17 protein-coding genes and 1 tRNA gene are annotated in these 17976 nt (G+C 69.3%); 13 read left to right on the plus strand and 5 right to left on the minus strand.

Going from position 1 to position 17976, the window contains the following annotated elements; translation table 11 throughout:
* Positions 1 to 63 precede the first annotated feature (63 nt).
* The 4 genes from C1N74_RS08410 to C1N74_RS08425 all read left to right on the plus strand — a co-directional run bounded on the left by C1N74_RS08410 (position 64) and on the right by C1N74_RS08425 (position 4304).
* Positions 64 to 1908: a DEAD/DEAH box helicase gene (locus C1N74_RS08410; RefSeq protein WP_071919366.1), complete on the plus strand. Its 1845-nt coding sequence runs from the start codon at positions 64 to 66 to the stop codon at positions 1906 to 1908.
* 96 nt (positions 1909 to 2004) lie between these two features.
* Positions 2005 to 2089: transfer RNA gene (locus C1N74_RS08415), tRNA-Leu, on the plus strand.
* A 72-nt stretch (positions 2090 to 2161) separates the two neighbouring features.
* On the plus strand, positions 2162 to 3460 hold the full coding sequence (locus C1N74_RS08420; protein WP_023950707.1) for a M20/M25/M40 family metallo-hydrolase: 1299 nt from the start codon (positions 2162 to 2164) through the stop codon (positions 3458 to 3460).
* 10 nt (positions 3461 to 3470) lie between these two features.
* Positions 3471 to 4304 (plus strand): undecaprenyl-diphosphate phosphatase, encoded by an 834-nt coding sequence (locus C1N74_RS08425; RefSeq protein WP_023950705.1) that lies wholly within the window; start codon positions 3471 to 3473, stop codon positions 4302 to 4304.
* Positions 4305 to 4331: 27 nt separating this feature from the next.
* Here the strand turns inward: C1N74_RS08425 and C1N74_RS08430 are convergent, their stop codons facing one another.
* The gene (locus C1N74_RS08430; protein WP_137750350.1) at positions 4332 to 5198 is read right to left on the minus strand and encodes a PAC2 family protein; all 867 of its coding nucleotides are present in this window, start codon (positions 5196 to 5198) and stop codon (positions 4332 to 4334) included.
* A 122-nt stretch (positions 5199 to 5320) separates the two neighbouring features.
* On the opposite strand from C1N74_RS08430, the gene C1N74_RS08435 reads away from it, so the two are divergent.
* From C1N74_RS08435 to lnt, 9 genes are all read left to right on the plus strand, one after another.
* Positions 5321 to 6001, plus strand: coding sequence for an HAD family phosphatase (locus C1N74_RS08435; protein WP_137750351.1), 681 nt, complete (start codon positions 5321 to 5323; stop codon positions 5999 to 6001).
* Entirely contained in the window at positions 5998 to 7008 is a 1011-nt protein-coding gene (locus C1N74_RS08440) for a tRNA (adenine-N1)-methyltransferase (protein WP_137750352.1), read from the plus strand. Before C1N74_RS08435 ends, C1N74_RS08440 begins: the two co-directional genes overlap by 4 nt.
* A gap of 9 nt (positions 7009 to 7017) precedes the next feature.
* The gene (locus tag C1N74_RS08445; RefSeq protein WP_137750353.1) at positions 7018 to 7980 is read left to right on the plus strand and encodes an FKBP-type peptidyl-prolyl cis-trans isomerase; all 963 of its coding nucleotides are present in this window, start codon (positions 7018 to 7020) and stop codon (positions 7978 to 7980) included.
* 35 nt (positions 7981 to 8015) lie between these two features.
* Entirely contained in the window at positions 8016 to 9017 is a 1002-nt protein-coding gene (locus C1N74_RS08450; protein ID WP_103840501.1) for a YafY family protein, read from the plus strand.
* On the plus strand, positions 9014 to 9973 hold the full coding sequence (locus C1N74_RS08455) for a YafY family protein (protein WP_064956560.1): 960 nt from the start codon (positions 9014 to 9016) through the stop codon (positions 9971 to 9973). Before C1N74_RS08450 ends, C1N74_RS08455 begins: the two co-directional genes overlap by 4 nt.
* A gap of 61 nt (positions 9974 to 10034) precedes the next feature.
* Complete coding sequence (locus tag C1N74_RS08460) at positions 10035 to 10283, plus strand: twin-arginine translocase TatA/TatE family subunit (RefSeq protein WP_023950691.1); 249 nt, start codon at positions 10035 to 10037, stop codon at positions 10281 to 10283.
* 66 nt (positions 10284 to 10349) lie between these two features.
* Entirely contained in the window at positions 10350 to 11129 is a 780-nt protein-coding gene (tatC, locus tag C1N74_RS08465) for a twin-arginine translocase subunit TatC (RefSeq protein ID WP_052007547.1), read from the plus strand.
* Positions 11126 to 13600: an RNA helicase gene (locus C1N74_RS08470; protein ID WP_023950687.1), complete on the plus strand. Its 2475-nt coding sequence runs from the start codon at positions 11126 to 11128 to the stop codon at positions 13598 to 13600. Before tatC ends, C1N74_RS08470 begins: the two co-directional genes overlap by 4 nt.
* 10 nt (positions 13601 to 13610) lie before the next feature.
* Positions 13611 to 15170: an apolipoprotein N-acyltransferase gene (lnt, locus tag C1N74_RS08475; protein ID WP_258317896.1), complete on the plus strand. Its 1560-nt coding sequence runs from the start codon at positions 13611 to 13613 to the stop codon at positions 15168 to 15170.
* A 50-nt stretch (positions 15171 to 15220) separates the two neighbouring features.
* Here lnt and C1N74_RS08480 read toward each other — a convergent pair whose 3' ends face one another.
* The 4 genes from C1N74_RS08480 to C1N74_RS08495 form a co-directional block, all read right to left on the minus strand.
* A complete protein-coding gene (locus tag C1N74_RS08480) occupies positions 15221 to 15583 on the minus strand; it encodes an RNA polymerase-binding protein RbpA (protein ID WP_023950683.1) in 363 nt (120 codons plus the stop codon).
* A gap of 110 nt (positions 15584 to 15693) precedes the next feature.
* On the minus strand, positions 15694 to 16464 hold the full coding sequence (locus tag C1N74_RS08485) for a glycerophosphodiester phosphodiesterase family protein (protein WP_023950681.1): 771 nt from the start codon (positions 16462 to 16464) through the stop codon (positions 15694 to 15696).
* Entirely contained in the window at positions 16461 to 17408 is a 948-nt protein-coding gene (locus C1N74_RS08490) for an SPFH domain-containing protein (RefSeq protein WP_023950679.1), read from the minus strand. Before C1N74_RS08490 ends, C1N74_RS08485 begins: the two co-directional genes overlap by 4 nt.
* Positions 17401 to 17886: an NfeD family protein gene (locus C1N74_RS08495; RefSeq protein WP_023950676.1), complete on the minus strand. Its 486-nt coding sequence runs from the start codon at positions 17884 to 17886 to the stop codon at positions 17401 to 17403. Before C1N74_RS08495 ends, C1N74_RS08490 begins: the two co-directional genes overlap by 8 nt.
* Between the last annotated feature and the right edge of the window lie 90 nt (positions 17887 to 17976).

Consider the following 17976-nt stretch of genomic DNA (forward strand, 5'->3'; position numbering starts at 1 on the left):
CTCGTGCCTGCCACGCTATCTCCTGCCGGGCGATCGTGTGGGTGGGGTCGTTTAAGGTGGTCCATCGTGACAGAGGACCCCCAGGAGCATTTCGGAAGCTTCGCCGCCGAGCACCTGTCACCCTCGTTCCCGCAGCGTGCGCCGTGGGGTACCGCTCAGCGCCTGCGTGCCTGGCAGGCCGAGGCGCTGGACCAGTACTTCGGCGCCGACGGTCCGGAGGGTGTCGGGCGCGGACCGCGCGACTTCCTCGCCGCCGCGACCCCCGGCGCCGGTAAGACGACGTTCGCCCTCCGCCTCGCGTCGGAGCTGCTGCGCCGCGACGTCGTCGATCGCATCATCGTGGTCGCCCCCACCGAGCACCTCAAGACGCAGTGGGCCGATGCCGCCGGCCGAGTCGGCATCCGTCTCGATCCGCGGTTCAGCAACCGCCACGGGATGCCCTCGCGCCAGTACCACGGCGTCGCGGTGACCTATGCGCAGGTCGCGGTCAAAGCATCCGTCCACCAGCGGCTGACGATGGATGCCCGCACCCTGGTCATCCTCGACGAGGTCCACCACGGCGGCGACGCGCTGAGCTGGGGCGACGCGCTGCGCGAGGCGTACGGCCGGGCGACGCGCCGACTGCTGCTCTCGGGAACGCCGTTCCGCAGCGACACCGCTCCCATCCCGTTCGTGGAGTACCACCCGAACGAGAAGGGCATCCGTCTGTCGAAGACGGACTTCAACTACGGGTACGGGCGCGCCCTCGCCGACGGCGTCGTGCGCCCCGTGCTCTTCCTCGTCTACGCCGGCCACATGAAGTGGCGGACCAAGACAGGAGACGAGTTCGAGGCGCACCTGGGCCAGGACAACACGAAGGACATCACGTCGCAGGCCTGGCGGACCGCGCTGAACCCCGAGGGCGACTGGATCCCCGCGGTCCTCAGGTCGGCCGACCGCCGCCTGACCGAGGTGCGCCAGGACGTGCCCGACGCCGGCGGCCTCGTCATCGCGACCGACCAGACGGCCGCACGGGCGTACGCGGAGATCCTCCACCAGATCACCGGCGAGGCCCCGACCGTCGTGCTCTCCGACGACAAGGCGGCGTCGGGCAACATCGAGATCTTCGCCCAGTCCACCACCCGGTGGATGGTCGCGGTGCGCATGGTGTCCGAAGGCGTCGACGTCCCCCGGCTCGCGGTGGGCGTCTACGCCACGTCGTCCTCGACGCCGTTGTTCTTCGCACAGGCGATCGGGCGCTTCGTGCGAGCGCGTCGCCGCGGTGAGACCGCGAGCGTGTTCCTGCCGAACGTGCCCGTCCTGCTCAACCTCGCCGCCGAGATGGAGCGTCAGCGCGACCACGCGCTCGATCGCGAAGCCGGCGACGACGACGGTCTCGAAGACACGCTGCTCGCGGAAGCCGAGAGCGAAGACAAAGCATCGGACGAGCTCACGCAGGAGTTCAGCTACCAGGCGCTCGGCTCGGTCGCACACTTCGACCGCGTGCTCTTCGACGGCGCTGAGTTCGGCCAGCTCGCGGTGCCGGGCACACCCGAGGAGGAGGAGTTCCTGGGCATTCCGGGGCTCCTCGAGCCCGAGCACGTGCACGAGCTCCTCATGCAGCGCCAGTCGCGGCAGACCAAGCACCGGCACAGCCGCGAGGCACGCGAGAAGTCGGCCGGCGGCGCGCCCGGCGAGGACGCAGCAGCCGCAGAGACGACGCTGCCCGAGCCGCTTCACCGCTCACTGAAGGAACAGCGGCAGCTGCTCAACAGCCTCGTGGGTCTCTACGCCCGCCAGAGCGGTGAACCGCACGGGCAGATCCACGCGGAGCTGCGCCGTGTGTGCGGCGGGCCGGCCGTGTCACATGCGACGGTGGCGCAGCTTCAGGCGCGCATCGCCGTCCTGCGCTCCCGGGTGAGATCGTGAGTTCGTCACCGCGCCACGCCCGGCGTGCCGACGATTCTTCGCCGCGCCGGTGACGTGTTAGTGTTGTTCCTCGGTTGGGAACAACTGAAAAACACTGCGCGGGTGGCGGAATAGGTAGACGCGCTAGCTTGAGGTGCTAGTGCCCGTAGAGGGCGTGGGGGTTCAAGTCCCCCCTCGCGCACAGTGAGAGAAGGGCTCCGGAAACGGAGCCCTTCGTCATTTCCGGCGACGGTTCGCGACTAGCGTGGAGAGCATGTCCGAGTACGACGATCTGCCCGAGGTCGCCCGCGTCGCGCGGGACCTCATCCGCTTCGACACGACCAACTTCGGCGAAGGGCGCTCGCGCGGCGAACGCGAAGCGGCCGAGTACGTGGGGGCGTATCTCGAGGCCCTCGGACTTCGACCCGAGTATTACGAGCCGATCCCGCGGCGCACGAACGTCTCTGTGCGCATCCCGGGTCGCGACAGCTCGAAGCCCGCTCTCGTCCTGCACGGTCACCTCGACGTCGTGCCGGCGATGGCGGAGGACTGGAGCGTCGACCCGTTCGAGGGCGTCGTCCGCGACGGGATGCTGTGGGGTCGCGGCGCCGTGGATATGAAGGACATGGACGCGATGATCCTCACGTCCGTGGCCGAGCTCCTGCGCGCGGGGGAGCAGCCCGAGCGCGATCTGATCGTGACGTTCTTCGCCGACGAGGAGAACGGCGGCGTCGAGGGCTCGCAGCTCGTGGTGCGCGACCGGCCCGAGTGGTTCGCCGGAGCGACCGAGGCGATCAGCGAGGTCGGCGGCTACTCGATCGGCGTCGACGGGCACCGCGCCTACCTGCTGCAGGTCGGTGAGAAGGCTCTGGTGTGGCTTCGGCTCCACGCCACCGGACGGGCCGGGCACGGCAGCCGGCTGCACCCGGACAACGCCATCACTCGCCTGTCCGAGGCCGTGGCGAAGCTCGGGCGCGCGCGCTGGCCGATCGAGCTCACGAACACGACCCGGCGACTCGTCGACGACCTCGCGGCGCTCAGCGGCCGAGACGCGTCGGATCCGGATGCCGTCGCCGACGCGACCGGGCCGACGTCGGCGTTCCTCGCGTCGACCTTCCGCACCACGACGAACCCGACGGGCCTGACCGCCGGCTACAAGCACAACGTCATCCCCGATGCCGCGTCGGCCGCTATCGACGTCCGCACGCTTCCCGGACAGGAGGACGCCGTGCTGGCCGAGATCCAGCGGATCGTCGGCGACGACATCCGAATCGACATCGTGCACCGCGACATCGGCCTCGAGGTCCCCTTTGCGGGCTCGCTCGTCGACGCGATGGTCGGTGCGCTCGGCCGTCACGATCCCGGCGTGCCGGTGCTGCCGTACCTGATGGGCGGCGGCACCGACAACAAAGCGCTCTCGGAACTCGGCATCGCGGGATTCGGCTTCGCGCCGCTGCGCCTCCCGGCAGAGATGGACTTCACGGGTATGTTCCACGGTGTCGACGAACGCGTCCCGATCGACGCGCTCATCTTCGGTCAGCGCGTGCTCACCGATCTGATCCGCACGTACTGAAAGGCCGCTCATGCAGCTCCTCGAAGCCATCATCCTGGGCATCGTCCAGGGCCTGACCGAGTTCCTGCCGATCTCCTCGAGCGCGCACCTGCGCATCGTGGGGGAGTTCCTGCCGTCGGCGCAGGACCCCGGAGCGACCTTCACCGCGATCACTCAGATCGGCACCGAGCTGGCCGTGCTGGTCTATTTCTGGAAGAAGATCACCCGCATCATCGGTCGCTGGTTCCGCTCGTTCAGCGGTTCGGTGCCGCGTGACGACGCCGACGTCCGGCTCGGGTGGATCGTCATCATCGGCACGCTTCCGATCGGCGTGCTCGGATTCCTCTTCCAGGACGTCATCCGCGACACCTTCCGCAACCTCTGGCTCGTGGCGATCGTGCTCATCGTCTTCGGCCTCATCCTCGGAGCGGCCGACGCCCTCGGGCGACGCGTCCGGACCGAGAAGGACCTGACGTACGGTCACGGCCTGGCGCTCGGGTTCGCCCAGGCACTCGCGCTCATCCCGGGCGTCTCGCGCTCGGGCGCCACCACGACGATGGGGCTCGCACTGGGATACACCCGGCCGGCGGCCGCCGAAGTGGCCTTCCTGCTCGCGGTTCCCGCCGTCTTCGGCAGTGGACTCTACGAGCTGCTGCAGGCGATCCGCGAGCCGGGGGCTTCGGTGTTCTCGCTCGTCGACACCGCCGTGGCCACCGTCGTCGCGTTCGGAGTCGGGCTCGCCGTGATCGCCTTCCTCATGCAGTACCTCAAGCGCGGCAGCTTCCTGCCCTTCGTGCTGTACCGGGTGGGCCTGGGAGCGCTGCTCATCATCCTGCTCTCGCTCGGCGTCCTGCAGGCGTACTGACCTGGCCGGAGGGTCGCGGCGTGCGTCTCAGCGATGCGGGCCGCGACCGAGGCCACGGCCGTCGCCGCCGTCACCCCGGTGCCGCAGATACTTCTCGAACTCCTGCGCGATGGCGTCACCCGACGCCTCGGGCGAGTCCCATGTATCACGGGTCTGCTCGAGCTGACGGATGTACTCCGTCATCTCCTCGTCGTCCGCTGCGGCGGCGTCGATCGTCGCCTCCCATGCGAGCGCGTCGCCGGGCAGGGAGCCGCGGGCGACCTTGGCGCCCGTGATGCTCTCGAGCTTGTCGAGGAGCGCGAGAGTCGCCTTGGGCGACGGCGAGTGTCCGGCGACATAGTGCGGGACGCTCGCCCACAGCGCCGCGGTGGGTATGCCGGCCTCTTCCGCGGCCGCGGCGATGACCGACAGGATGCCGACGGGCCCCTCATAGGTCGAGCGCTCCAGCCCCAGCGCGGCGCGCAGTTCGTCGTTATCGCTGCCGCTGAAGACGGTGATGGGACGGGTATGGGGGACGTCGCTCATCATCGAGCCGAGCGCGACGACACCGGTGATGTCCTCACTCAGCGCGGCATCCACCAGCTCGGCCGCGAACGACTTCCAGGCCCGCGCCGGCTCGGCGCCGCTGAGGACCCACAGGCGCGTCCCTCGCGCAGTCGCGCGCGGACGCCAGATCGTCGCGTCCGGCCACTTCAGCGAGCGGCGGCCATCAGCGTCGGCCTGGATGTGCGGTCGTGTGTACATGTAGTCGAAGTAGAGCTCGGGATCGACCGAGTAGACGGGGTCGTAGGGACGGGACTCGCGCAGCTGCGTCGCCGCCGCTGTCGCGGCCTCGCCGGCGTCGTTCCAACCGTCGAACGCGACCACGAGGACGCGGCGTCCCAGACTGTTCAACCCGTCCTCCGTTCCGAGCCGGCTCGCTCTGCGCGAGCGGGTCTGCTCCACGATACGCCGCGGCCGGCGCGTGCGGGTCGGGCCACGCGGCGTCTCAGCCCTGCGTCGGTAACATGGTGCGGATGACTTCTCGTTCCCCCGCCGCGGTCCTTTGGGACATGGACGGCACGCTCGTCGACACCGAACCGTACTGGATGGCCGCGGAGGGCCCCCTCGTCGAGAGCTTCGGGGGAGTGTGGACCCCCGATCAGGCACTCAGCCTCGTGGGGCTGGGGCTCGAGGACTCCGCCCGCATCCTGCAGGATGCCGGCGTCCGTATGCACACGCACGAGATCATCGACCATCTGACCGAGACCGTCTCGGGGCAGCTGCGGATCGGCGGAACGCCGTTCCGCCCCGGCGCCCGCGAGCTGCTCTCGGGGCTTCGCGAAGCCGGTATCAAGACGGCCCTCGTGACGATGTCTATGCGCAGCATGGCCGACACCGTCGTGTCGTCGATCCCGTTCGAGGCGTTCGACGTCGTCATCGCCGGCGATGAGGCGACGCGACCCAAGCCGCACCCCGACCCGTATCTGCAGGCGTGCGAGGCGCTCGGGGTCGACGTCGCCGACACCGTCGCGATCGAGGATTCTCCCAACGGCCTGCGCTCCGCGGTCGCCTCGGGCGCCGTCGCTCTGGGCGTGCCGCTGATGGTGCCCCTCCACGGGCTCGGCGCACACGCGCTCTGGGACTCACTCGCGGGACGCTCGGTGTCCGATCTGGCTGACCTGTTCTCCATCCACCGACTCGGAGCCTCCGCATGACCGACGATCTCCAGCCGCGCGGCCCGTTCCGCTACGGCGACCGCGTCCAGTTGACCGGCCCCAAGGGACGGATGCACACGATCACCCTCCGCGAGGGAGGAGAGCTGCACACTCACCACGGCGTCCTGCGGCACGAGGTGCTCGTGGGTCAGCCCGACGGTTCGGTGGCGACCAACAGCGGCGGGCACGAGTATCTGGCGCTTCGGCCTCTGCTCCGCGACTTCGTCATGTCGATGCCGCGCGGCGCCGCGATCGTCTATCCGAAGGACGCGGCCCAGATCCTGGCCGCGGCGGACATCTTCCCCGGAGCCACTGTCGTCGAGGCGGGAGTCGGCTCGGGTGCCCTGTCGCTCTGGCTCCTTCGCGCGATCGGCGACCAGGGGCGGCTCGTGTCGTTCGAGCGCCGCGGCGAGTTCGCCGAGGTGGCCGAAGCGAACGTGGCCACGTTCACGGGCGGCACCCCCACGAACTGGTCCATCGTCGTCGGGGATCTCGTCGAAAGCCTGCCGGGCGCCGTCGAGCCGGGGACCGTCGACCGCGTCGTCCTCGACATGCTCGCTCCCTGGGAGTGCATCGACGTCGTCGCCGACGCGCTGGCCCCGGGCGGCGTCGTGCTCTGCTATGTCGCGACGGCCACCCAGCTCAGCCGTGTTGCCGAGTATCTCCGCGGCACCGGCCTGTTCACCGATCCCGACGCGTCCGAGACGATGATCCGCGGCTGGCACGTCGAGGGTCTGGCCGTGCGCCCCGATCATCGCATGGTCGCCCACACGGGCTTCCTCATCACCGCGCGCCGCCTCGCCCCCGGGGCGATCCCGCCCGATGTCCGAAAGCGGGCATTGAAGAAGCCGTCGTACGACGACGCGGACGTCGAGATCTGGACCCCGGGCGCCGTCGGAGACCGCGAGATCACGGACAAGAACCTGCGCAAGCGCGTGCGGGAGGCCCAGCGCGCGGCGCGCAGCTCGGTGTCCACGTCGGACGGGCACGACGGCGACTCCGCGTAGACTGGCGCGGTGCGTAGGATCATCGCCGCCGCCGGCGCTCTCTCCCTGACCGTGCTCGCTCTGACGGCCTGTGCGACGCCGTCCTCGGGCTCGGAGTCGTGCACGCGCGACGTATCCGGGTCGACGGCGCTCGACCTCGTCGATGTCACCGACACGGAGGTGGGCACCAAGCCCGCCGTCGCGCTGTCGGCGCCGGTCCACGTCGACGGCCTCGCGGCACGCGACGCCGTCACGGGAGACGGTCGCGCGATCACGAGCGACGCTCAAGACGTCGTCTTCGACCTGACCGTCCTCGACGGGTCGTCCGGCGCGCCGATCGCGGCATCCGGTTACACCGGCACGCTATCGGAGGTGTACCCGCTCGACAGCTGGGAGGCGACCTTCCCGGGACTCGTCGACGCCCTCCACTGCGCGACTGAGGGATCCCGCGTGGTGATGGCCCTCGGTCCCGACGAGGTCACGGCAGACACCCGCGCCCGCTTCGGGATGACCGAGGATGCGACGACGGTCGTCGTGCTCGACCTGCAGAAGGTCTACCTCGCCGCCGCCGACGGCGCGGACCAGTTCAACGACCGCCCCGGCATGCCCTCGGTCGTGCTGGCCCCCGACGGGCGCCCCGGAATCGTCATCCCCGATAACGCTCCGCCGAGCGACCTCGCCGTCGAGGTGCTGAAGAAGGGCGATGGCCCCGAGGTGACCGGAGACGTCCCGGTTCGAGTGCACTACACCGGCGTGACGTGGGCCGACGAGAAGGTCTTCGACAGCACGTGGGGTCGCGGCGCCCAGCCCATGGAACTCGACAGCACGGTCCCCGGCTTCGCGGATGCGCTCCGCGGTCAGACGGTCGGCTCGCAGATCCTCGTGGTCATCCCGCCCGACCAGGGTTACGGCGACACGGCGCAGGGCGCGATTCCCGCGAACTCGACGCTCGTCTTCGTCGTCGACATCCTCGGCCTCGACGCCGCGTCCTGAGTCGGGCTCCGGCGCGCCCGCCTAGAATCGAAGGCATGTCCATCACGCCCACTCGCGTCCCTCCCGAGGAACGCCTGGTCAACCTCGTCGTCGCGCTCATGGCGACCGAGCAGGGGGTGACGAAGGACACGATCCTGGGGTCCGTGTCGGGTTATCGCGAGCAGGCCGAGTCGGGTGCGCGTCGCGAAGCGCTCGAGAAGATGTTCGAACGCGACAAGGAGAACCTGCGCGGCCTCGGCGTCCCGATCGAGACCATCGGCGATTACGCCGACCCGGACGATCTCCGCGAGGCGCGCTACCGCATCCCGCCGACCGAGTACGAGCTGCCCGCCGACATCACCTTCACCCCCGCCGAGCTGGCGGTCCTCACGCTCGCCGGGGGAGTGTGGGGCGAGCACACACTGTCGACCGGTGCACGTTCGGGACTGCGCAAGATCCGGTCGCTCGGAATCGAGGTCGACGAGCCGATCATCGGCTTCGCACCGCGGCTCGACCTGCACGATGCATCGTTCCTGCCCTTGCAGCGGGCGATCGAGCAGGCTCGCGAGGTGGAGTTCGACTACCTGCGTCCCGGCTCCGAACGGCCACGGCATCGCCGGGTGCGCCCCTTCGCCCTCGTGGAGTACGAGGCCCGGTGGCACCTCTTCGGGTGGGACACCGGGGTCGAAGCCGAGCGGACGTTCCTGCTCTCGCGGATCCTCGGCGACGTCGTCGTCACCCGCCAGGGATTCGACGAGACGCTCCGAGCCGGCGCCGGCGAACGCGCGCTGGCGGGTCTTCGCGACGTCGCCCGCCGCCAGATCAGCACGGTCATGGTGGTGCCCGGAACGGAGGCGGAGCTTCGTCTGCGCCGTCGAGCCCGTGCCGGGACGGCGACGGGGCGACAGCTGGACGTCCCCTTCGTCGACCTCGAGGTCTTCGCCGACGAACTCGCTTCGTACGGGCCCGAGGTGATGATCCTCGAGCCGGTCGGGCTCCGGGATGCCGTTGTACAGCGGCTGCGCGCGGCACGCGATCGATCGGCTGCGCCCTCATGAGCGCGCAGCCCGTCGTGGCGACCGACCGCGCCGCGCTGATCCTCCAGCTCGTCCCGTACCTCATCGCCCAGGGCGAGGTGACCGTGGCGGATGCCGCGCGCGATTTCGACGTCGACCCGCAGCAGATGCGCGCGATGGTCGAGAAGCTCACCGTCATCGGGCTCCCCGGCGAGGGCGGATTCTGGCAGATGGCGAACGATCTGTTCGACATCGACTGGGACCTCCTCGACAGGGAGGACCGCATCGTCATCACCAACACGGTGGGTCTGGAGCGATCACCCCGCCTCACCGCGCGCGAAGCCGCCGCACTGCTGGCCGGACTCCAGCTCGCCGCGGCCGTTCCCGGCGTCGGCGACAGCGGCATCGTGCAGGGTCTCCTCGCGAAGCTCGCGCGCGGCGCCGGCCAGACTCCCGCCGATGTCATCGTCGCACCCGCGCCCGTCGACGACGTGCGCGAGACGGTCGCGCGCGCGCTCCGCGCTCATGTCGCCGTCGCGTTCACGTACACCGCCCCCGATGCTCAGCCCACGACGCGTACCGTGGATCCGGTCAAGGTCACGATCTCAGCCGGGCAGTGGTACCTCCAGGGCTGGTGCCATACCCGCCGTGCCATGCGGACCTTTCACCTCGACCGCGTCACCGCGCCCGCGCTCACCGACATCCCGGCCCTCCACTCGTCCGAGCCGGTTCCCGAGCTGTTCCAACCGGGCGACGACGAGGTGCTCGCCGAGATCCGCTACCCGTCCCACGCAGCATCCGTGGTCGGCGAATTCCTCGCCAACGCGCAGGTGCAGGACGAGGGCGCGTCGCATACGGCGTTCATCCGCGTCGCCGATCCTCGATCGCTGAAACGGCTGGTGGCTCGCAGCGGCGGCAGCATCGAAGTCGTCGCTCCGCCGGACGCGCGGCGAGCCGCCCATGATTGGGCCCAGGCGGGCCTGGACCAGTACGACTGACGCGGGCTCCGGCACAAAATCCTCGGGTTAGACTGTGCGAAACGATCGACGAGGAGACTCAATGAGCAATCTGTTCGCAGGTCCGCACCTGTGGATCCTACTCATCGTCATCCTGCTGCTCTTCGGTGCCGCGAAGCTGCCGGCGCTGGCGAAGAGCATGGGACAGTCGGCCCGCATCTTCAAGGGTGAGATGAAGGCCATGAAGGACGACGATGCCACGGCCGGCACCGCCACCTCGACGACCGCTGACGTCGCACCCGTCGAGAAGCCCGCGGACCCGAAGAGCGGTCCCGCAGCTCCCACGCCGTAGTCCCGCGTGGTGACGGCTGAGCGCACGCGCTCAGGGGCGGAAGGCGCGCCCCGGCGCGACAAGCGCATGTCCCTCGGACAGCACCTCATCGAGCTTCGACGACGCCTCATCATCTCGGCGCTCGCGCTCGTGGCGTCGATGGTGGTGTCGTTCTTCCTCACCGACTGGATCATCTGGGCGATGACCGAGCCGATCCGCGTCGTCGCTGAGCAGCGCGGCGACACCGAAGCCGTCAAGCTGATGTACTCGACGATCACCGGCCCGTTCGACATGCGGCTGCGGATCTCGTTCTCCGTCGGCATCATCCTCTCCGCTCCGATCTGGCTCTGGCAGATCTGGGCCTTCCTCATGCCGGGGCTCACGCGCAAAGAAGTCCGGTACACGGTCGGCTTCGTCTCCGCCGCTGTTCCGCTCTTCTTCGCGGGCGTCTACACCGGATGGCTCGTGATGCCCCACATCGTCGAGATCATGGCAACGTTCTCGCCGGAGGCCTCCGCCAACTTCTACGAGGGCAAGTACTACTACGACTTCGTCTTCAAGCTGCTGCTCGTCGTCGGTGTCGCGTTCATCATCCCCGTGTTCCTCGTGGCCCTGAACTTCGCGGGGATCATGAGCGGCAAGGCGATCCTCAAGGGGTGGCGCGTCGCCATCCTCATCGCCGTCGTATTCTCGGGCCTCGCAACACCGGCCGCCGACATCGTGAGCATGCTGATGCTGGCCTCGATCCTGACCGTCCTCTACTTCGCCGCCGCGGCCCTCTCGCTCCTGCTCGACCTGCGACGGTCGCGCCGCGCGCCCGAGCTGACCGTTCCCGGTCCGCCTCCGACGACCGATCCGCTCGCGTGAGCGACTCCAGTCCCGCCGAGCGCTTCCTGGCGGCGCAGTCTGCGCGGGCGCATCCGCTGACCACCGCCTTCGCGGGCATGCAGCGCTTCGACCTCGACCCCTTCCAGGTCGCCGGATGCCACGCCCTCGAGGACGGCAGGAGCGTGCTCGTCGCCGCCCCGACGGGCGCCGGCAAGACGATCGTGGGCGAGTTCGCCATGCACCTCGCGATGCTCGAGCCCGGCACCAAGGCGTTCTACACGACCCCTATGAAGGCTCTGTCGAACCAGAAGTTCCGCGAGCTGGTGGACGTCTACGGTGAGGACGAGGTCGGCCTCCTCACCGGCGACACCAACATCAACGGCAGCGCTCGCATCGTGGTCATGACCACGGAGGTGCTCCGGAACATGCTCTACGCCGACTCGCCGGCCCTGCGCGGCCTCCGTTACGTCGTCATGGACGAGGTCCACTATCTCGCCGATCGCTTCCGCGGGGCCGTGTGGGAGGAGGTCATCATCCACCTCCACCCGTCGGTACGGATGGTGGCGCTCTCGGCGACCGTCTCCAACGCCGAGGAGTTCGGCGATTGGCTCGACACCGTTCGAGGCGACACCGCGGTCGTGGTCTCCGAGATCCGGCCCGTTCCTCTCGAACAGCACGTCCTGGTGCGCGGCGACCTCCTTCCGCTCTTCGATGATCGCGCCGGCGTCGCGACGGCGCAGGTCAACCGGGAGCTGACGCGGCTGCGTTCGCCCCAGGGCCAGCGTTACGAGAACAACCGCCGCGCGCACGCTCACCGCAGCGGAGGAGGCCGCGAAGCGCATCGCAAGCACCGCGGGGGCACCGCGCCGGCTCGCCCGTCGGCGCTGCAGCGCCTCGAGCGCATCGATCGTCCCGCTGTCGTCGAGCTTCTCGGCCGGTCGAACCTGCTTCCGGCGATCTTCTTCATCTTCAGCCGCGCCGGTTGCGACGGTGCCGTGCAGCAGGTGCGCCGGTCGGGCCTGCGACTCACGACGGCCGAGGAACGCGACGAGATCCGGGCGATCGTCGACCGGCGCACCCGCGCGCTCGCTCAGGAGGATCTCGCCGTCCTGGGCTTCTGGGAATGGCGCGACAACCTCGAGCGCGGCGTAGCGGCCCACCACGCCGGTCTGCTTCCGGCGTTCAAGGAGGTCGTCGAGGAGCTCTTCCAGCGCAAGCTGGTGAAGGCCGTCTTCGCGACGGAGACGCTGGCACTGGGCATCAACATGCCTGCCCGCACCGTCGTCCTCGAGAAGCTCGAGAAGTTCAACGGGGAAGCGCGCGTGGCGATCACCTCGGGCGAGTACACCCAACTGACCGGACGCGCCGGCCGGCGGGGCATCGACGTCGAGGGGCACGCGGTCATCCAGTGGAGCGATGGGCTCGACCCGCAGGCGGTCGCCGCGCTGGCATCGCGTCGCACATATCCGCTGAATTCGAGCTTCCGCCCCACCTACAACATGGCCGTCAATCTCATCGATCGCTTCGGTCGCGACCGGGCGCGGGAGATCCTCGAGTCGTCGTTCGCCCAGTTCCAGGCCGACCGATCGGTCGTCGGGCTTGCGCGCCAGGTCAAGGAGAAGGAACAGACGCTCGACGGCTACGCCCGCTCCATGACGTGCGATCGGGGGGACTTCGCGGAGTACTCCGGCATCCGTCGGGAGCTCAGCGACCTCGAAAAGCTCAACCGCAACGACCGCACCGCGCCGGCCCGCATCCGACAGCGTCGTCAGGACGAGCTGGCGGGCCTGCGTAAGCGGATGCAGCGGCATCCCTGCCACGACTGCCCGGATCGGGAGCACCACGCCCGGTGGGCGGAACGCTACTGGCGGCTGCGCCGTGACGTGCAGAAGGTGCGGCAGCAGATCGACACCCGGACCGGAACGGTCGCGCGCGTTTTCGACCGAGTGGTCGACGTCCTGACGGCGCTCGATTACGTCACCGTCGGGGCCGATGGCACCACCGTCCTGACGTCGGCGGGTTCGACGATGCGTCGGATCTACGGTGAGCGCGACCTCCTGGTGGCCGAGGCGCTCCGCCGCGGTCTGTGGCGCGACCTCGATCCGGCCGGTCTGGCGGCCCTCGCGTGCAGTCTCGTGTACGAGCCGCGCCGCGAGGGCGACGGTCCCGGCGAGTACGGGCTTCCGCGAGGCGCCTTCCGAACAGCACTGGCCGAAACGCAGGAGCTGTGGGCCGTCCTCGACGACCTCGAACAGGACCACCGCCTGCCCGGCACCGAACCGGTGGCGACGGGCCTCGCGAAAGCCATGCATTCGTGGGCACGCGGCGTGATGCTCGACCGCGTCCTGCTCGAGGCCGACATGGCCGCGGGCGACTTCGTGCGCTGGGCGAAGCAGACGATCGATCTCCTGGATCAGCTCTCCCTCGTCGCCGACCCCGACGTGGCACGGACGGCGCGTGCGGCGCTGGATGCCGTCCGCCGCGGCATCGTGGCCTACTCCGCCGTTTAGGCTCGAACACGTGCCCGACTCGTCTCCGGCCGCCGCGCGGCCTCTGATACCGCTGTGGCTGGCACTGATCGGCGCCATCGTCGGCGGTGCGGTCCTGGACGCCGCGTTCCCCGACATCGGGTGGTGGCCGCTGGCGTTCGTCGGTGTCGCGTTCGCCCTCGTCGGTCTGATCGGGCGCTCGTCGTGGGGTGCACTCGCGGTCGGAGCCGTCTTCGGGGCGTCCTTCTACTTCATCCACATCTCGTGGATCACCCGTTATCTCGGACCCATCCCGTGGTTCGGACTCGCCGGCATCGAGACGCTCTTCTTCGCGGTCGGCTCGATCCCCATCGCCCTGGCGTACCGCTGGGTCCCGCGTCTGCTGCCCGGCATGGCAGGGCGACTGGTCGCCCTCCCCGCCCTCGTGGCGGGGCTGTGGACGGCTCGCGAGCTCTTCATGGGGTCGTGGCCCTACACCGGCTTCCCCTGGGCCCGGATCGGGATGAGCCAGTCCGAGAGCCCGCTCGCCCACATCGCGTCCTGGACGGGGGTGGCAGGCCTGACGTTCCTCATGGTCTTCGTCACGTCCGCCGGCATCGAGTGGCTCCGGCTCGGCAGGCTGCGCGACATCCGGACGGCAGTCCCCGCCGCCGTCGTCGCGGTCGTTCTCGTCGCCGTGCCCGCCTTCCCGACCACGGATGCCGGGACCTACCGCATCGGTTCGGTCCAGGGCGACGGTCCGGCCGGATACTTCGACTCCCGCGAGGCGTACGGCGTTCTGCGGTCGCAGCTGGAGGCCACGCAGCCCATCATCGACGAACCCATGGATCTGCTCGTCTGGCCCGAGGGCGGGATCGACGCGGACCCGCTGTCGAACGCGTCCGTCGCCGACACGCTCGATCGGCTGTCAGAGCGCATCGGGGCGCCGTTGCTGGTCAACGCCGCGACGGAGCGCGGCGACGACATCTACAACACCTCCATGCTCTGGCGGGCCGGCGCCGATAATCCCGTCGCGATCCACGACAAATCACGGCCCGTACCCATGGGGGAGTACGTCCCCGACCGGTGGTTCTTCGAGCTGATCGTCCCCGACCTCATCGGTCTCATCCAGCGCGAGTACACGCCGGGCACGAATCCTCCGTTCATGGATGTCTCGGGAGTCGGGGTAGGACTCGCGATCTGCTTCGACGTGCTCTACGACGACGTCATCTGGACGGGCGCGCGTGACGGGGCCCAGGTCTACGTCTTCCAAACGAACAACGCCGATTTCCGGGACACCGATGAGAACCTCCAGCAGCTCGCCTTCGCACGCATGCGCGCGATCGAGACCGGCCGGGCGGTCGTGAACATCTCCACGGTCGGCACGAGCCAGGTCATCGCGCCCGATGGCACGGAGATCGACGGCCTACCGGCGGCGGAAGCCGGTGCGATGATCACCGACGTGCCCCTGCGCACGGGCTTGACGCCCGCCGTGATCATCGGCGGAGCGGTGCAGGTCGTGCTCGGGTGGGGGAGCATCCTGGCGCTCGTCGTCTGCGGCGTCGCCGTCGCGATCGCGAGGCGGCGCTCGACCGGCGCGTCCCGGACATGAGAATGCCGTCGGCCCCGAGGGGACGACGGCATTCGCTCAGAGCTGGAGGCTCAGGCGCTCAGACGGGAGCCGCGGCGCTCGCGGAGCATGGCCAGACGCTCCTCGAGCAGCTCCTCGAGCTCGGGGATCGTGCGGCGTTCGAGCAGCATGTCCCAGTGCGTGCGGGCGGCCTTGTCGCCCGAGTGATCGACCTCGACGACGCCCTCGCCCACGCGCAGGAGAGCCTCGGCGCCGCACGCGCGGCACTCCCAGGTCTCGGGCGCTTCCGCGTCAGCGGCGAACGTCATGACGGTCTCGTGCTCACAGCGCGAACACACATACGTGTGGTTGACCCGGTCGTGAAAGACGACGCCCTCTTCGCTCTGTAGGCTCGAGGCGCCGAGTCGGATGCCGCGCAAGCTGCGGTCTGCCATTGTGTGGTCCTCTCGTCGGCTATCAGTTGTAACGTGCGCAGCTGTGTGCATCATCCGAACAACGGTTCGTCATCGGGGTTTCACAGCCGATGTTCAGCGTGTCGGGGTATTCAGCGCTCTCCCGCCGCGACGGTCATGGCGCGGTCGGCTCGGTCCGTGACGATGCCGTCGACGCCGGCCGCCAGCAGGCGTCTCATGCCGTCCGCATCGTTGACCGTCCAGACGTGCATCTCGACACCCGCACGGTGGACCGCGCGGATCATTCGGGGGGAGACGATGCGGACAAGACCCCGGCGCTCGGGAACCTGTACCGCGTCGATGCCGCGCAGCGCACGACTCATCAACCATGGCACACCTGACGCGACGGCGGCGACGAGCGCCGCGATCCGGATCGTTCCCGCAGATGTCGCCGGTCGTCCGCCGGCGGCGCGAGCGGCTCGGAGCGCACGTTCGCGCGTTCGATCCGAGAAGCTCGTGAGGAGAACCCGATCCGCGTACGGAGCCACCAGCTGGCCGACCCTCTCCGCCGCCGCGTCGGCCTTCACATCGAGGTTGAACAGCAGCGAGGGGAAGGCGTCGAGCGCCTGAGCGAGCGTCACCAGCCCCCCGCGGTCGGCCATGAGCGCCTCCAGCTCTCGGTCGCCGACATCAGCGATGGGACGGGGGTCGCCCGTCACTCGCGAGAGGTCGGCGTCGTGGAAGAGGATCACCGTGCCGTCGGCGCTCAGGTGGCAGTCCGACTCGACGTAGCGCACGCCGAGGGCGTGGGCGGCCGCGAACGCGGCGAAGGTGTTCTCGACGATGCCTTCGGAGTCGGGCGGCACGAACCCGCGGTGCGCCAGGATCCTCGGGCGCTCCGATGCGAAGTAGGGGTGCGTCACGGTGCGGGCGGCGCCGACCGCTCCGCCGACGGGGTCGGGTGGTCGTCGCGGCGACCCGCGAACCCGGCGCTCATGCTCTTGAGCGCCTCGGTGAACTCACTCGGAATGATCCACAGCTTGCTCGACGCGCTGTCGCTGATCTTCGGCAGCGTCTGCAGGTACTGATACGCCAGGAGCTTCTCGTCGGGATTGCCCTCGTGGATCGCCTGGAACACCGACTGGATCGCCGCGGACTCGCCCTCGGCGCGCAGGATCTGGGCCTGCTTGTCGCCCTCCGCTTTGAGGATCTCCGCCTGACGACGGCCCTCCGCCTCGAGGATCTGCGACTGCTTGGACCCTTCGGCCGTGAGGATCGCGGCACGACGGTCGCGCTCGGCGCGCATCTGCTTCTCCATCGAGTCCTGGATCGAGGTGGGCGGATCGATCGCCTTGAGCTCCACGCGCGATACTCGGATGCCCCACTTTCCCGTCGCCTCGTCGAGCACGATGCGCAGCTGCCCGTTGATGTTGTCGCGACTGGTGAGGGCTTCCTCGAGGTTCAGACCGCCGACGACGTTGCGCAGCGTCGTGGTCGTCAGCTGCTCGACGGCGCCCAGGTAGTTGTTGATCTCGTAGGTGGCGGCACGGGCGTCGGTCACCTGGAAGTACACGACGGTGTCGATCGAGACGACGAGGTTGTCTTCGGTGATGACCGGCTGCGGCGGGAACGACACGACCTGCTCACGCATGTCGACGAGAGGCAGGACCCGGTCGATGAACGGCACCAGCAGGTTCAGCCCGGGCGAGAGGGTGCGCTGGTAGCGGCCGAGCCGTTCGACGACGCCCGCATAGGCCTGCGGGATGATCCGGATCGAGCGGAAAAGCACGACGATCACGAAGATCGCCAGGACGACGAGTAGGACGATCACGAAGATCTGCCCCACGAAAGCGCCGACGTCAACCACGGGTGTTCTCCTTCGGGTCGGGGGAGGGGATGCCGACCTCGACGGTCGCGCCGCGCACGGCGCGGACGACGAGGCGGGCGCCGACGGACACGTCTGCGCTGTCGTCGACGAGTCGAGCAGTCCACGTCTCGCCGTTGTCGAGCTTGACCGCGCCCGCCCCGTCGACGAACGGGACCAGGACGCGAGCGCCGAGGCCCGCGAGAGCGTCCACGTTGGTCGGTATGTGCTGACTGCTGCGATGCAGGGCGCGAAGGAGCAGCGGACGGATGGTGAACAGCAGCAGTGCCGACACGGCGGCCGCCGCGGCGACCTGCAGCCACCACGGAGCGGACAGGAGGTTCGTGCCCAGACCGCCGACGAGCGTGCCGCCGGCGAGCATCAGGAACGTGAACTCGAGAGTGAGCAGTTCGACGATGACGAAGATCAGGGCCAGCACGAGCCACGCTATCCACAGGTATTGCGTGAGATCGGGCAACATCGGCGCTCCTTCGTCCCTCATCCCGAACCTATCAGTCGGGGGTGCGATCCGGACCGGTTGATAGGCTCGTGCGGTGCCGGCGGCCCGCCG

Origin of the sequence: Microbacterium sp. SGAir0570 (genome assembly GCF_005491085.2) — a bacterium.
GTDB classification, from domain to species: domain Bacteria; phylum Actinomycetota; class Actinomycetes; order Actinomycetales; family Microbacteriaceae; genus Microbacterium; species Microbacterium arborescens.

What these genes read in the sequence shown, in the direction of transcription:
- C1N74_RS08455 (WP_064956560.1), top strand. Translation starts at nt 9,014, where the DNA reads ATGAGCGCGCAGCCCGTCGTGGCGACCGACCGCGCCGCGCTGATCCTC.
- C1N74_RS08440 (WP_137750352.1), top strand. Translation starts at nt 5,998, where the DNA reads ATGACCGACGATCTCCAGCCGCGCGGCCCGTTCCGCTACGGCGACCGC.
- C1N74_RS08420 (WP_023950707.1), top strand. Translation starts at nt 2,162, where the DNA reads ATGTCCGAGTACGACGATCTGCCCGAGGTCGCCCGCGTCGCGCGGGAC.
- C1N74_RS08480 (WP_023950683.1), bottom strand. Translation starts at nt 15,583, where the DNA reads ATGGCAGACCGCAGCTTGCGCGGCATCCGACTCGGCGCCTCGAGCCTA.
- C1N74_RS08495 (WP_023950676.1), bottom strand. Translation starts at nt 17,886, where the DNA reads ATGTTGCCCGATCTCACGCAATACCTGTGGATAGCGTGGCTCGTGCTG.
- tatC (WP_052007547.1), top strand. Translation starts at nt 10,350, where the DNA reads ATGTCCCTCGGACAGCACCTCATCGAGCTTCGACGACGCCTCATCATC.
- C1N74_RS08460 (WP_023950691.1), top strand. Translation starts at nt 10,035, where the DNA reads ATGAGCAATCTGTTCGCAGGTCCGCACCTGTGGATCCTACTCATCGTC.
- C1N74_RS08435 (WP_137750351.1), top strand. Translation starts at nt 5,321, where the DNA reads ATGACTTCTCGTTCCCCCGCCGCGGTCCTTTGGGACATGGACGGCACG.
- C1N74_RS08425 (WP_023950705.1), top strand. Translation starts at nt 3,471, where the DNA reads ATGCAGCTCCTCGAAGCCATCATCCTGGGCATCGTCCAGGGCCTGACC.
- C1N74_RS08450 (WP_103840501.1), top strand. Translation starts at nt 8,016, where the DNA reads ATGTCCATCACGCCCACTCGCGTCCCTCCCGAGGAACGCCTGGTCAAC.